Source organism: Streptomyces sp. NPDC001663 (assembly GCF_042893105.1).
Taxonomy (GTDB): Bacteria; Actinomycetota; Actinomycetes; order Streptomycetales; family Streptomycetaceae; genus Streptomyces.
This window is the reverse complement of sequence record NZ_JBIAUR010000005.1, coordinates 408,047-422,631: the sequence shown is the minus strand read 5'-3', so window position 1 is coordinate 422,631 and position 14,585 is coordinate 408,047. Positions and strand designations below refer to the sequence as shown.

Below are 14,585 nucleotides of genomic sequence, written 5' to 3'. Positions count from 1 at the left end.
GAGGGGCATGGCGATCACCGGGGCGGCCGAACTGCTGGCCGCCTGGGAGGCGGGGCTCGGCGAGCCGCCGGTGGGCCGGGCGCTGCTGCTGCACCGCACGGCGCGTCCGGAGGTCGACACCGGGAGGCTGCCGCAGCTTCCGGTGGGCGAGCGCGAGGCGGACCTGTTCGCGTTGCGCCGGGCGCTGTTCGGCGAGCGGATGCAGGTGCGGCTGGAGTGCGCCGCGTGCGGGGCGGACATGGAGTTCGACCTGGACGCCGGGGAGCTCGCGGGGTCACTGGGCTCTTCGGGAGAGTCGGTCGTACGGGTCCGGCAGGGCGGCTGGGACGTCGAGTTCAGGCTGCCCGGGGTCGCCGACCTGCAGGCCGCGGCCCGCTCGGCGGACCCGCGTGCCGCGCTGCTCGCCCGGTGCCTGGTCTCGGCGGTGCACGACGGGACGGACGTACCGGCGGGGGAGTTGCCCGCGCCGGTGCAGCGCCGGATCGCCGAGGCCGTCGAGGCCGCCGACCCCGGCGCCGACCTGGCGCTCAACGTCGCCTGCCCCGAGTGCGGCGAGGCCACCCGCGCCGAGCTCGACATCGCCTCCTACCTGTGGACCGAACTGGACGCCTGGGCACGGGACGTGCTGCTCGACGTCCATCTGCTCGCCACCGCCTACGGCTGGACCGAGCCGGAGATCCTGGCGCTCAGCCCGACGCGGCGCCGCTACTACCTGGAGCTGTGTGCCGATGTCTGACACCCAGGGTGCGCCGGACTGCCCCGACTTCTTCGATCGGCTGATCGCGCGGCACGCCGCCCCGCGACCGGCCGGGGTGCGGGTACGGCCCCGGCTGCCCGGCCCGTTCGAGCGGGTCGAGGCGGTACGGGCCGCCGCGCCGGCACCGGACGAGGACGCGCTGCTGTGGCCGGCCACCACGCCGGCGGCCGTACCGCCGCCGGACGCGCCGCGCCCGGCGGTCGCACAGACGCGGACGCACACGGAACGGGAGCGCACCGTCGTACGCACGGAGCGGGGTCCGTTCGACCCGGCTCCACGTCCGGCCTCACCGGCCCGCGCCGAGGCACCGCTGCTGCGGCCCGTCGCGCCCGTCGCTCCGGGGCCGCGGCCTCCGGCAGACGCCGGCAGGCGGGCGGCGGGGCGGGGGCGCGCGGAGCGGGATCCGTCACCGGCCGCGGCGTCTGTGCCCATCCCCCCGGGCACGGACGCCGCTTCCCCCGCCGCCGTGTCCGCGGCGCTGCGCCCCAGCGCCGCGGACACGGCGGCCGCACGCGACGCCGTACGGCAGGCCGCGGCCCGGCGGCCGGCCAGGGCCGCCGAGCAGGTGGTGCAGGTGCAGATCGGGCGGCTGGAGGTGACGGCGGGCCAGGCCGCCTCCGGACCGCAGCGCACGAGCGCGGCACCGGGCCGGGCCGGGGCGACCGTCAGCCTGTCGGACTACCTGGCACGGGGGCGCGAGTGAGCCGCAGGCACGAAGAAGCAGCAGGCACGAGAGGAACCGAGGAACTGACGTCATGAGCAACGCACTTGCCATCGCCCATGTCACCCAGGCTCTCGCCCTGCTGATCGAGAACAACGTGGGGCCGGAGTTCGGCGAGGCCGTCAAGGTCGAGCCGCGCAAGCCGCCCGCCGATCCGCAGCTCGAACAGCCCACCATCTCCGTGTTCCTCTACCAGGTCACGCCCAACACCTCGCAGCGCAACAACGACCTGCCGACCCGCGCGTCCGACGGCACGCTGGTCAAGCGGCCCGCCGCGGCGCTCGACCTGCACTACGTGATCAGTGCGTACGGCGACGAGCGGGAACTGGTCGGGCAGCGGCTGATCGGCTCCGTGGTGCGCACGCTGCACGAGATCCCGGTGCTGCCGAAGGACGTCATCGAACAGGCCGGTGAGCGGCCCTTCCTGGCGGGCAGCGATCTCGCCGAGGCGGCGCAGCGGGTGCGGTTCACGCCGACGGTGATGGACGTCGACGAGACGTCGAAGCTGTGGGGGATGCTCTACCAGACCCCGTACACGCTGTCGGTCGTCTACCAGGCGGCGCTCGTCTTCATCGACGGCCGCGAGGGCCCGGTGCCGGGCAGGCCGGTGGAGCGGCCCGAGGTACGGGTGCTGCCGTTCGGGGCACCGGGCGCACCGGTCCCTCCGGGGCCCGAGCCGAAAACTGACGTGCCGTCAACTGACGGCGCACCCGGCGACGTTGTGAAGGCGGACGCCGAGGAGGCTGGCCCGTCGAGTGCCGGGAAGGCCGCGAAGTCACCTGCCAAGGCCGTGGCCAAGACCGTCGCCAAGGCCCCGGCCCGGGCCCGCAAATCCACTGCCCGGACGGGGAAGTCGGCGCAACCCGAACCCCGTAGGGGCGCACCACGCCAGGTGGGCGGCAAGGACACGGAGAACTGAGGCGGCATGGCGGCGACGGGGGCAGGTGAGGACATGGGGGCGCACGAGCAGCCGGCGACCGGCGCGGGCGGCGCGACGCTGACCGCGGAGATCCGGCGCGTCCTGGCCCGCGTCGACGCACACGCGGCGCGCGCGGCCGGGGCACGGGGCGGCGCCCACGGCTCGGATGCCGCGGCCTCCGGTGCCGCGGACGCCGTCGCCTCCGCCGACATGCCCTCCGCCTCAGGTGTCACATTGGCGCCCGCCGCCGGCCCCGGTACAGCCCCGCTCGACGCCCTCGTCACCTGCTTCAGCATCACCCCCTTCGAGCGCGACCTCGTACTCCTCGCCGCCGCCCACGAGTTGGAGCCCACCGCAGCCGCTCGATGTGCCGCCGCCTGCGGTGACCCCGAGCGGGCGTACCCGACGTTCTCGCTGGCCCTCGCCGCGCTGGCGGACCCGCACTGGAGTGCGCTCACGCCCGTCGCGCCGCTCAGGCGCTGGCGGATCGTCGAGCTGGACGACGAGTCGCGGCTGACGACCTCCCGGCTGCGGCTCGACGAGCGCATCCTGCACTTCCTGCTGGGCTCGCCCTATCTGGACGCCCGCCTGCACGGCCAGTTGCGCCGCACCCCGGTGCCCCAGGTGCTGACGCCGTCGTACGACCTGGCCGCGAGCCGGCTCGCCGAGGGCTGGACGTCGGGGGCGCCCGGCGACGCACCGCTCGTCGAGCTGACCGGCGGGGACCTGCGCAGCCGGGCCGACATCGCCGCCGCGGCGGCCGCCCGCGCAGGGCTCGGGCTCTACTCCATGAGCGCCGAGGACGTACCGTCCGAGCCCGCCGACCGCGACCGGCTCGCCCGGCTGTGGCAGCGCGAGGCGATCCTGCTGCCCGCCGCGCTGCTCGTCGAGGTGGCCGAGCTGGACCGCGACCAGCGGGCGGCGACCGAGGCGTTCCTGGCCGGGGCCGCCGTACCGGTGGTGGTGTCGAGCGAGGACCCGCTGCGTACGGAGCGGTCGTACGGCGCGCGAGTGGCCGTGCCGCGGCTGGACGACGAGGAGCAGTTCGAGCTCTGGGGCGAGGCGTTCGGGGACGTCGCAGATCTCGACGACGGTGAACTGCGGTCGCTGGTCGCCCAGTTCGAGCTGCCGCCGCATGTGGTGCGTTCGGCGGCCGCCACCGTACGGCGCCGGCTCCCGCAGGAGGACGAGCTGGACGCCGTTGAACTCGCCTGGCGGGCGGGCCTCGACGAGGCGCGGATCGGCATGGACGAGCTGGGGCGGCGGATCGAACCGCAGGCCGGCTGGGGCGACCTCGTGCTGCACGAGCGGCAGACGAGCGTGCTGCGGGAGATCGTCGCGCATGTCCGGCAGCGGGCAACCGTCCACCAGGAGTGGGGATTCGGGGCCACCCTGCGCCGGGGCCTGGGCGTCACCGCCATGTTCGCGGGCGGCTCCGGCACCGGAAAGACGCTGGCCGCCGAGGTCATGGCGAAGGAACTGGGCCTCGACCTGTTCGTCATCGACCTCTCGCAGGTCGTCAGCAAGTACATCGGCGAGACCGAGAAAAACCTCCGCCGGGTCTTCGACGCCGCCGAACGCGGCGGCGCCCTGCTGCTGTTCGACGAGGCCGACGCGCTCTTCGGCAAGCGCAGCGAGGTCAAGGACAGCCACGACCGGTACGCCAACCTCGAGGTCAGCTACCTGCTCATGCGGATGGAGGCCTACCGGGGCCTCGCCATCCTCACCACCAACATGAAGAACGCCCTCGACACGGCGTTCCTGCGGCGCATCCGCTTCGTCGTCGACTTCCCCTTCCCGGCCGAGCACGAGCGCGCCGAGATCTGGCGCAGGGTGCTGCCGCCGCAGGCCCCGGTGAAGGACATCGACCCCGCGCTGCTCGCCCGGCTCACCGTCGCCGGCGGCTCGATCCGCAACATCGCCCTGTCCGGGGCTTTCCTCGCCGCCGAGGAGGGCGACCGGCTGCAGATGCGGCACATGCTCGCCGCCGCCCGCACCGAGTACCTGAAGCTGGAGCGCTCGCTGACGCCGACGGAGGTCCGCGGATGGGTGTGAACCTCTCCCGGGACCGGGAACCCTCGGCGATCCGCGTCGAGATCGGAGAGCTGGTACTGGACGGCTTCCGCGCCGACCCGGAGCGGGTCTCGGCCGCCTTCGAGAGCGAACTGACCCGGCTCGTACGGCTGCACGGCGTGCCCCTGGCCGCGAGCGGCCCCCTGGCCGTCGACGCCCTGTCCGGGCTGCCGCCCCTGCCCGCCGGGCTGTCCGCGCGCCGCCTCGGGCAGGAGCTGGCGCGTGCCGTGCACGAGGGGCTCAGCGGGCACGGGGAGGTGAACCGGTGAGTTCCCAGACCCAGGAGTCGAGTTCCGAGCAGGCGGCCGAGCAGCGCCGTCGCAAGCGCAAGGAACGGGCCGCCAAGTCCCGTACTCCCGACCCGAAGAACATCGTCAGCGGCGCCGGACAGCCCCTCGACCCCGGTCTGCGACGGGAGTTGGAGGAACAGCTCGGCCATGACCTCGGTCGCGTACGGCTGCACACCGGCCGGGACGCCGGGCAGCTGACCGAGCTGCTCGGCGCGGACGCGGTCGCCGTCGGACAGGACGTCTTCTTCCGCGAGGGCGCCTTCCGGCCCGGCACCGACGAGGGCCGGCGCCTGCTCACCCACGAGCTGCAGCACACCGTGCAGAACCCGCACGGCCTCGGCGCGCTGCGGGCCGGCCGCGAGCTGGGCACCGTGAGCCTGCCGAACCAGGCCGTCGAGCGCGAGGCGGAGACTGCCGCGCAGGCCCTCGCACAGCCCGACGCCGCCGCGGAGGCCCCGCAGGTCGAGGAGGGGCAGGCCACCCCCGGCTGGCTGCGGTACGCCACCGTCGACGCCGACCGGATGCGCGCCGAGGCCGTCGACCCGGCGACCCTCGTGGACCGCCTCGCGGGCAATGTGCTGCGCTCTCTGCGCGGCGACCCGACCGACGCCTCCGGCCGGGTGCGGCTCCAACTCGGCCGAATGTCGGAGGAGTTGGAGGACGCGGTCGTCGAGCGGCTGGAGAACCGGCTGCTGACGCCCGAGTACGACCGGCTCCTGGAGATCGCCGACCAGGCCCGCCCGGGTCCGGTCGAACTCCAGCCCGCCGAAGCCCCGTTGCCCGAGGTCGACCTCTTCGAAGAGCTCGGCGTCGAGCGTGTGCAGTGGAAGAAGAAGCAGGAGTCGGACCGCGGTTCGGCCGACAGGCGTGCCGCCGACGCCCGCGAGGAGCAGAAGGACGCCAGGTCCCGAGACGAGAAGAGCGGCAGCGACCGCAGCCGGGCCCGCTCGGACGCGGCCACCGAGCAGCAGGAGGCCGCGCAGCGCACCGAGCAGGAGGACGAGCGCAACGCCTCCCGGCAGCGCGACAAGGAGGAGGAGCAGCAAGGGGAGGAGCAGGCCGCCGCCGACCGCGACCGCACCGACCAGGCCGCCGACGAGCGCGCCCAGGGGCAGCAGCAGGGCACCGAACAGGCCAAGGAGGAGCGCAAGGAGCAGCGCGAGCGCGAGGAGGCCGACCCGAAGCAGGCCGGCGCGCCCGGCGCCGACAAGCGCAAGCGGCAGGACGACCAGACGCAGCCCGCCGCCGGCTCCAGGACCGAGGAGCCGGACCCGAAGCAGAAGGCCCAGCCCGGTCCCGTACGCCCCGAAAAGGTCGACGAACGCGCCGAGCAGCCCGACTCCGCGCTGTCCGAGCACGGGCTCAACGACAAGGACGAGGACGGCGGCGCCGAGCCCGAACTCCGCGAGGAGGAACGGCCGCTGGGCCTCGAGGCGGGCGCCGACCAGGAGGTCGCCGGCGGCGAGGACGACGGCGACCGGGCGCCGGGCGGCGAGCGCGAGCCCGAGATCAGGCCCGAGGACCACCTGCCCGAGGCCGACCTGGACCTGTCCGCCGTACCGACCGCGGACAAGCTCCAACCGGGCGCCGCCGAGCCGTCGTTGCCCTCGTTCCCGACTCCGCCGCCGACCAAGGCCGAGAAGACCGAGCAGGAGCGGGAGAAGCGGGACCGGGAACAGGACGAGGACGACGCCGGGCCGGAGCAGAAGGCCCCCGGTCAGGACGAGGGGCCCGTCGAGGGCGAGGCGCCGCAGCCCGAGAACGGGCCCGCCGCGCAGGCCCAGGACCGCGGCACCAAGGACCTCCAGGAGACGGAGAAGCCGCTCGACCAGGAGGTCGGCCCGGACCTCGCGACCCAGGACAGGGACCGGCCCGAACCCGAGGCCGAGAAGCCCGACCCCGAACAGCAGCAGGAGAAGGAACAGACCAAGGACGCCGACGACTCCGGTACGGCGGGTGCGGACGGGGACGACGAGAAGCCGGACGCCGAGGACGCGGAGGAGGAGAAGAGGCAACAGCGGGAGCGTACGACTGCGGAGTCCCGGCCGGCCGCGGCCGCGGCGCCCTCCGTCGTGACTCCGGTGGCGGCCGCCGTGTCCAGGCCCGCCGGTGCGCAGACGCCCAGGACGCCGGTCGAGGACCGCGACCCCTCGCCCGCCGCCCGGCGCGGTGCCGAACCGCCCAGGTCCGAACGCGAGGCGCAGCCCGCCAAGAGCCGCGTGCCCAAGGAGAGCGGGCCCGGCGCCGCACCGCGCGGACCCGTGGGCGCCGCCGAGAAGACCACCGGGCCGACGACCGCCGCCGGTCCCGGTGCCGCGCCGTCCGCCGCGCAGGCGGCGGTGAGCCCGGCCGCCGAGCAGACCGACACGCCGGGGCAGACGGCGGAGAGCGACGCGCCCCGGCCCGAGGCCTCGCTGGAGAAGGACGGCGGCGGCTGTGCGCCGCCGGCGCCCGCGCCCGAGAAGGACGAGGGCGGGCAGGGCAGTTGCGGGGGCGGCGGTGGAGAGGCCGCGCCCGAGCAGAAGCAGGAGGAGCCGCCGGACGTCTCGGGGCAGGACCCCAAGGCGGCCGTGGCCACCGTGAGCAAGCTCGCGCCGGACCAGGCGGCCGCCGCCATGCCCGGGGTCGACAAGGCCGCCGACAAGAAGATCGGCCAGGAGCAGCAGCGGCTGGACGCGGCGCCGCCCACGCGGGAACGTCCTTCGGGGGCGCCCCAGACTCGTTCGGCACCGCCCGAGGCCGCGCCCGCCGCCGCTCCGGTCACCGGCAAGGTGGAGCGGATCGGCCCCGAGGACCAGGGCGACAAGCAGAAGGCCAAGGGCGGCGACAAGGCCGAGGGCAAGGAGCCCACGGCGGACGTGGCGCCGCCACCCGCCCCTGCCGTGCCCGACAAGGGGCTCAGCGAGGCCGAGGCGAAGAACGTCGAGGCCGCGGCCGACGCCGTCCCGACCACCGACCCCGAGCTGGAGAACAAGACGGTCGGCCCGGCGCCCAAGATCCGCCTCGAGGGCGCCAGCGACCCCACCCGTACCGACGACCAGGCGAAGGCGCTCAAGGACAAGCAGTCCGACCTGCAGACGACGGGCCGCGCGGACGCTGCGAAGCCGCTCGGCGAGGACCAGATCTTCCCCAACGCCCCCCGGGAACAGCTGCACGGCAAGGCCTCCGGCGGCGCGGGCGGCGGCAAGGCGGGGGCCCTCGAGGCCACGCCTGCCCCGAAGGCCGGCGTCGGCGCGGTCGCCAAGCAGGAGAAGGGCGGCGAGATCACCGCCGGCGCGGGCAAGGCGCAGGGCGACCTCGACGCGAAGGACAAGGAACACCAGCAGGGCGAGCAGCAGGCCAAGCAGGACAAGCAGGCCGAGATCGACCGCGAGGTCGAGCGGAACACGGCACAGCAGACTTCGGAACGCGGCCGGGTCGCCCAGGAGACGCAGAAGCAGCGCGAGGACTGGCGCAACGAGCAGGACAAGAAGATCGAGGACGCGGACAAACAGTCCGACGACGAACACGGCAAGAAGAACAAGGAGATCGTCAAGGCGCGCGACGACAAGGACAAGGAAGTCGGCGAGCGCAAGGACAAGGACAACGCCTCGATCGACACCGAGCGCGAGAACGCCGAGAAGGAGGCCCAGAAGAAGAAGGAGGAGCAGAAGCCCTCCGGCGGCCTGCTCGGCTGGATCGCCGACAAGGTCGCCGACTTCTTCAAGGGCCTGCTCGCGGCGGTCACCGCGGTCTTCGACGCCGCCCGCAAGGCGGTCAACGGCATCATCGACAAGTTCAAGGAGTGGGCCAACCAGGCCATCGACTTCGTACGCGATCTGGCTGTCAAGGCGATCAACGCGCTCGCCGACGTCCTGATCGCGATCGGCGACACGCTCCTGGCGGCCTTCCCCGAACTCCGCGACCGCTTCCGCAAGGCGATCGAGGGCCTGAGGGACGCGGCGATCGCGACGGTGAACCAGCTGGCGGACGGCCTGAAAAAGGCGGTCAACTCGCTGCTGGACGCACTGGCCGCGGGCCTGAACAAACTCCTGGACGTCCTCGAAGCAGGCGTCAAGGCGGTCATCAAGGCCTACCAGGCCATCATCGTCGGGGCGATCAAGTTCGCGCAGGCGGCGATCGAGGCGCTGGGGAAGTTCGCGGCGCTGGTGGCCGACATCGCACCGGACCCGGGCGGCTGGATCTCGAAGGCCGGCAGCTCGGCGAAGACCGGCATCACGGACCACCTCTGGGGTGCCATCAAGGTGGCGGTCAAGCAGTGGTTCGACACCAAGGTCGAGGGCATCCTCGGCCTCGGCAAGACGGTCATCGACGTCCTGGTCAAGGGCTGCGTCTCGATCAAGCAGATCGGCAAGATGGCGTGGGACGCGATAGTCGCCTCGCTCCCGATGATGATCGCGTCACTGGTCATCGAGAAGGTCGTCTCGATGATCGTCCCGGCGGCGGGGGCGATCCTGACGATCGTCCAGGGCCTGATGGCGGCCTGGTCGACCGTCAGCTCGATCCTGTCGGCGTTCGGAAAATTCTGGGCCTACCTGAAGGCGGTCAAGGCGGGCCCGGCGGCATGCCTGTTCGCGGAGGCGGTGGCCGCGGGCGTGGTGGCGCTGCTGGACTTCATCACCAACTTCCTCCTCCAGAAGCTGTCCTCGGCGACAAAGGGCGTCGGCAAGCGCCTCAAGGGCATGGCCCAGAAGATCATGGAGGGCCTGAAGAAGGTCGGGGGCGGGGCGAAGAAGGCGGCGGGGTCGGCGGTCAACTCGGCGCGGGGGGCGATGCGCAGGGCCCGGCAGGCGCTGGGCGAGCCGGGGGTCGCCGGAAAGCCGAGGGGCAGGCCGACACCGGAACCGAAGTCCCCGGTGAAGCCGAAGGACCACGCGACGCCGAAGGGGCCGGCGAAGAAGCCGGACGGGGCGGAGACGAAGCCGAAGGAGAGGGCTGAGGAACCGGTTAAGGACAGGACGCCCGAGAAGGAGCAGGCGCCCGCCAAGGACAGGACCCCGGACAAGGAACAGAGCCCTGCCAAAGACAAGACGCCCGAGTCCGCGCCGAAGAAGAAGCAGAAGGAGATCGAGGGCCCCAAGCCGACCAAGCCCAAGAAGCCCAAGTCCCCGGTGGGCAAGGCCCTCTCGAAGGCCAAGGGTGCGGTCAAGTCCGCCCTGAAGAAGGTCGGCAACGCGGCGAAGACACTCGGCCGGAAGCTGAAGAAGTCGAAGGTCGGCAAGGCGCTCAAGAACGGCGCGTCGAAGCTGCGGAACTACTTCAAGAAGAAGAAGGACCAGCTGCGCGACCACAAGAGGCGGCAGCAGGAGCAGAAGAGGCGGAAACAGGGCCAGCGGAAGAAGGACGAGAAGTCCAAGGAGTCGAAGGAGGCACGGCTCCAGAAGATTATCGAGCGAATCCGCCCGCGCCTCCAGAACATGCTCGGCAAGGGCATGGGCCGGCTTGCTTCCAAGGCGGTACTCCTCGGGCTCCGAGCCTGGTATCGGCTCACAGAGCTCAGCGACACGCGGAGCAGCCCCTTCAAGATCAATGCCACGTTGAACCCCACCGGAACGGCCGGTGAGGGAAGTCGAGCCAAGGCCCAGCTCTCGGCCAGGCTGGATGAATTCCTGAACAAGGATCCCGAACGACGGGCACGTCTTGAGCAGGCGTTGAACATATCGACGATTGACGACTGGCTCCTGTTCAAGGGGCCGGAGAACGCCGACCAGTTCATGATGAAGATCCGCCGGATTCTCAAGGATCTCGACAAGGAGGATCAGCGGAACACGAGAGACAAGGTTCTCGGCACGATCAGGGTGGCGGAGGGTGACACGCGAGAGAAACTGCGTGCCCAGGAGGCCAACAAGGGCAGGTGGGAGCCGGATACCGGAGAGGTTCCGGACGATGTGGTCAGCCAGGAGGAGGACGCGTTCCATCGCGTGCACATGAGCGACGCGATACAGCGGGCCAAGCCTCCCGTCGTAGGCGACCCCAGTCTTCCGCAGGGGGTCGCACGGGTCACCTGGACCCCCGAAAAGATGCGGGACCGGGTGGAATTCGCGCGAAAGGCGCTGGCGCTCAAGAAGGCTGGCGAACGAGGACAGGTCTCCAAGTTCAAGAGCAGCGCGGACGAAATGTTCCTTGACGAGATCGACCGCGAGATGCTGATCGCTCAGTTCGGTGAGATCGCGAAGAGGACCAAGGCGCCGAAGAAGTCGAGGCCGTCGCGGGACCCGGATCTGGCTACGCGTCTCAAAGACCTCAGCATGAAGTTCAAGCAGCTGGTCATCATTCGCGCCGATCAACTAGCAAAACCCAAGGGGCGGCCGTTCCAGAACGACGTCAAGGAGCGGCTTAACAATATGCAGGCAGACCACACGATCGAATTGCAGTCCGGCGGCCGTGACATATATGACAACCTGCGGCTGATCGACAAGGGAATGAACCAGAAGATGGGCAAACAAATCAAGGACTCGGTGAATAGACTGGACTATGGAGCCCTGTATACTTTCGACATTCAAATGTACTGAGCGACAGAGGGAATAAATGGCTTCCCATAGTGAGCTCGTCGAAATCTTCGGCGAAGCAAATATTGAGACGATGGACTACAGAGAGGCCTTGAGGGTGGGTCTCGATGAAGAGGACGCGCTCATCGTCTCCCACGTCGGGCTTCCGCGGAGCTGTGGCGCACTCTTCACCACGGAAGTGGAGGGGAGTCCACCGCTGTTCGCCGTTCGGAACTTCTCGGATGACGGAGCAAATCGGGCGGTGATTCTCGGCGGGCCGCGGGATGATCCGAAGATGCGTTATTTCCTCAATGTTCGGGACGGTTTTGTCGGTCTGATCGCCTTCCACGACGAACCTCGTGGAGAGGTGGTGAACAGCACTCTGGCTGATTTTGTGGAATTCCTCTACCACATTGCCCGGCGTGATGTTTCGCCGGCGCCCGCATCGGCAGCCGAAGGCGTGCAGGACGCCGACGAGCTCGCGGAAATTCTCATCGACCGCGACCCGCATGCCTTCCGCGAGCCCGACACATGGTGGTCGATCGCGCTCACGCAGATCAGAGAGCATGAAGAGGGCTCATGACCCGCTACGCAGACATTCCCAAACCCATCCGCTCGGGCATAGTCGTAGTCGACCCCGACCGCGGCACCCCCCAACGAGTCATCGTCCTCCAGTTCAACCCGGACACCCTGGAGCGCAGCATCGCGCCCCAGTCCGCCGGGGACAGCAGTGACAGTGGAAGCGGTGGCACCGGCAGTGGGGACAGGAACGAGGCGCTCCGACTGAAGGGCCCCGCCGAGGAGACCTGGAAGTTCACCGCCGAGATCGACGCCACCGACCAGCTCGAGATCGCCGCGCCCGACGGAATTCACCCCCAGCTCGCCACCCTCGAGATGCTCGTGCAGCCGACCACCGCCCAACTGCGCGCCGCCGGCCGGCTGGCGCAGAACGGGACCATCGAGATCAGCCCGATCGAGATGCCGTTGACGCTGTTCACCTGGGGGAGCAAGCGGGTCATGCCCGTGCGGCTGACCGAGCTTTCCGTCAATGAATCCGCCTTTGACGTGAATCTGAATCCGATACGGGCCTCACTGAGCATCGGCATGAAGATCCTCACCGTCAGCGATCTGCCCGCGGGGCACCGCGGTGCCGACCTCTACATGGCCCACCTCGCGCAGAAGGAACGCCTCGCCGCGGCCGCGCGCGGCGGCAGTCTCGGCTCCCTCGGGCTGCCGGGAGCGGACGTACTGAGCGGAAGGGGCTGAGGAGCAGGACATGGCCGACATCGAGTCCTACGAGAGCGCCCTGGGCGCGATACCCGGCGCTCACCCCTACCCGCGCACGAGTCGCTACCACGACGTCGAGATCGGGGTCCATCGACAGCCCGACGGCGCCGAAGTCCGGTACGCCAAGCGCCGGTTGCTCCCCCCGCTCGACGCGCAGGAGACGCAGGAACACGTCGTCGGTGCCGGTGAACGGCCCGACCTGCTTGCCCAGCGGTTCTTCGGCGACCCCGGTCAGTGGTGGCGGATCGCCGACGCCAACCCCGTACTCGATCCACGTGAGTTGACGGACGAGGCCGGACGAGTCGTCGACATCCCCGAGTCGGGGGGACACCGGCGTGTCTGAGCAGCCCGTGGGGCAGGGCCCCGTTCACATCACGCTCCTCATGGGGCCGAAGCTCGCCCGGCCCGTCCCGGCCGAGGTGACCGAGGCGCTGCTGTCCGCGCAGATCACCGCAACGGCCGGTGAGCGCAGTGGTTTTCAGCTGGCCTTCGATCTCACCAAGAACGGGATCATCAACCGACGGCTCCTGCCCGAAGGGTTCTTCGATCCGAAGACCCGGATCATCGTCACCGTCAGCGTGCGCGGGACTCCCGACGTGCTCTTCGACGGGCTCATCGTCCGGCAGGAGGTCGGCGCCAGCAACCAGCCCGGGCACTCCACCCTCACCGTCACCGGCGAGGACCTGACCCTCCTCCTCGATCTCGAGGAGCGCACCGCCCGTTACCCCAACCTGCCGCCCTCCGAGCGCGTGCTCTCCATCCTGCGCCGGTACTCCGACTACGGCATCCGGCCCGACGTGTACGCGGAGAAGATCGCCCAGCCGCCGCACCAGGACCTGCGGGTCCACTATCAGACGGGTACCGATCTCCAGTACGTCACCGAGCTCGCCCGGGCCAACGGCTACACCTTCTACCTCGAGCCCGGGCCCAACCCCGGCCAGTCCTCCGCCCGTTGGGGGCCGGAAGTCCGCCTCGGCATCCGCCAGCACGCCCTGAACGTCAACATGGATGCCAACACGACCGTCGATCAGTTGACCTTCGCCTACGACGGGACGGCCCGGGAAGAGCCGCAGGCCCGCTGGCAGGACCCCGGGACCCGGCAGTCGACCCTGCTGCCGCAGCCGCCGATCAGCCCGCTGCGCCCGCCCCTCGGCCGCCGCCCCACCCCGGCCCTCAAGCGCAAGACCCTCTCCGGCACCGCCAAGCAGCAGCGCGAACAGGCCGAGGCCGAACTCCTCGCCCGCGCCGCCGTGTCCGCCGACGTCGTCTCCGGGTCCGGCTCGCTCGACGTCAACCGGCACGGCTACATCCTGCAGCCGCGCCAACTGGTCGGCGTACGCGGCTCGGGACGGGCGTACGACGGCGACTACTACGTCAAGTCCGTCACCCACAACCTGCGCCCGGGCTCCTTCCAGCAGAACTTCACCCTCTCCAGGGAGGGCCTGGAAGCCCGCAGCGACTACGTCCGGCCGTAAGTGGCGTAAGTCCCCACCGATCAGGAGCAGTTCAGCATGGCGGCACCCAACAATCGCTACCTCGGCAAGTTCCGCGGCCGGGTGGTCGACAACAACGACCCGTTGCGGATCGGACGTATCACCGTCGACGTGCCCGACGTCCTCGGCGACGAGGCGTCCACCTGGGCGCTGCCCTGCCTGCCGTTCACCGGGCCCGAGGCCGGCCAGTTCGTGGTGCCGCCGCCGGGGACCGGTGTGTGGGTGGAGTTCGAGCAGGGGGACCCCAGTTTCCCTGTGTGGACCGGGTGTTGGTACGGCGCCGCCGAGGAGCTGCCGCCCGACGCGCGCCGTGAGCTGCAGGCGAACTCGCCGAGCAAGCCCGTCGTCGTGCAGACACCGGGAGCGCACAAGATCGTGATGAACGACAACGCCGGTGCAGAGCAGGGGATTCTGCTCCAGGCCCAGGGCGGCGCCTACATCCGCATCACCAAGGAAACCGTGGTCATCGCCAACGGAGCGGGTGCCGAAATTCTGCTGCGCGGCGATCAAGTCACCATCAACCAGGGCCAGTTGACCGTGGCCTCGAAGCGATAGCA

The 14,585-nt window shown here is 70.8% G+C and carries 11 protein-coding genes; all 11 read left to right on the top strand.

Annotated elements, in window-relative coordinates; genetic code table 11:
- Window positions 1–7 precede the first annotated feature (7 nt).
- The 11 genes from ACFY1L_RS18845 to ACFY1L_RS18795 are packed head-to-tail and all read left to right on the top strand — an operon-like array spanning window position 8 to window position 14,583.
- Entirely contained in the window at window positions 8–736 is a 729-nt protein-coding gene (locus ACFY1L_RS18845; protein WP_388824900.1) for a hypothetical protein, read from the top strand.
- The gene (locus tag ACFY1L_RS18840; RefSeq protein WP_388824899.1) at window positions 729–1,460 is read left to right on the top strand and encodes a hypothetical protein; all 732 of its coding nucleotides are present in this window, start codon (window positions 729–731) and stop codon (window positions 1,458–1,460) included. The genes ACFY1L_RS18845 and ACFY1L_RS18840 overlap by 8 nt, the downstream gene beginning before the upstream one ends.
- A 52-nt stretch (window positions 1,461–1,512) precedes the next feature.
- A complete protein-coding gene (locus ACFY1L_RS18835) occupies window positions 1,513–2,397 on the top strand; it encodes a Pvc16 family protein (protein ID WP_388824896.1) in 885 nt (294 codons plus the stop codon).
- 33 nt (window positions 2,398–2,430) lie between these two features.
- Window positions 2,431–4,452, top strand: a complete 2,022-nt coding sequence (locus tag ACFY1L_RS18830) for an ATP-binding protein (protein WP_388824893.1) — start codon at window positions 2,431–2,433, stop codon at window positions 4,450–4,452.
- Entirely contained in the window at window positions 4,443–4,739 is a 297-nt protein-coding gene (locus ACFY1L_RS18825; protein ID WP_388824890.1) for a hypothetical protein, read from the top strand. The genes ACFY1L_RS18830 and ACFY1L_RS18825 overlap by 10 nt, the downstream gene beginning before the upstream one ends.
- Entirely contained in the window at window positions 4,736–11,272 is a 6,537-nt protein-coding gene (locus tag ACFY1L_RS18820; protein ID WP_388824887.1) for a DUF4157 domain-containing protein, read from the top strand. Before ACFY1L_RS18825 ends, ACFY1L_RS18820 begins: the two co-directional genes overlap by 4 nt.
- Window positions 11,273–11,288: 16 nt before the next feature.
- A complete protein-coding gene (locus ACFY1L_RS18815) occupies window positions 11,289–11,831 on the top strand; it encodes an SUKH-4 family immunity protein (protein ID WP_388824884.1) in 543 nt (180 codons plus the stop codon).
- On the top strand, window positions 11,828–12,514 hold the full coding sequence (locus ACFY1L_RS18810) for a hypothetical protein (RefSeq protein WP_388824881.1): 687 nt from the start codon (window positions 11,828–11,830) through the stop codon (window positions 12,512–12,514). The genes ACFY1L_RS18815 and ACFY1L_RS18810 overlap by 4 nt, the downstream gene beginning before the upstream one ends.
- Before the next feature lie 10 nt (window positions 12,515–12,524).
- Window positions 12,525–12,878 (top strand): hypothetical protein, encoded by a 354-nt coding sequence (locus tag ACFY1L_RS18805; protein WP_388824878.1) that lies wholly within the window; start codon window positions 12,525–12,527, stop codon window positions 12,876–12,878.
- Window positions 12,871–14,010, top strand: a complete 1,140-nt coding sequence (locus ACFY1L_RS18800; RefSeq protein ID WP_388824875.1) for a hypothetical protein — start codon at window positions 12,871–12,873, stop codon at window positions 14,008–14,010. Before ACFY1L_RS18805 ends, ACFY1L_RS18800 begins: the two co-directional genes overlap by 8 nt.
- Before the next feature lie 36 nt (window positions 14,011–14,046).
- A complete protein-coding gene (locus tag ACFY1L_RS18795; RefSeq protein ID WP_388824873.1) occupies window positions 14,047–14,583 on the top strand; it encodes a phage baseplate assembly protein V in 537 nt (178 codons plus the stop codon).
- Window positions 14,584–14,585: the final 2 nt, after the last annotated feature.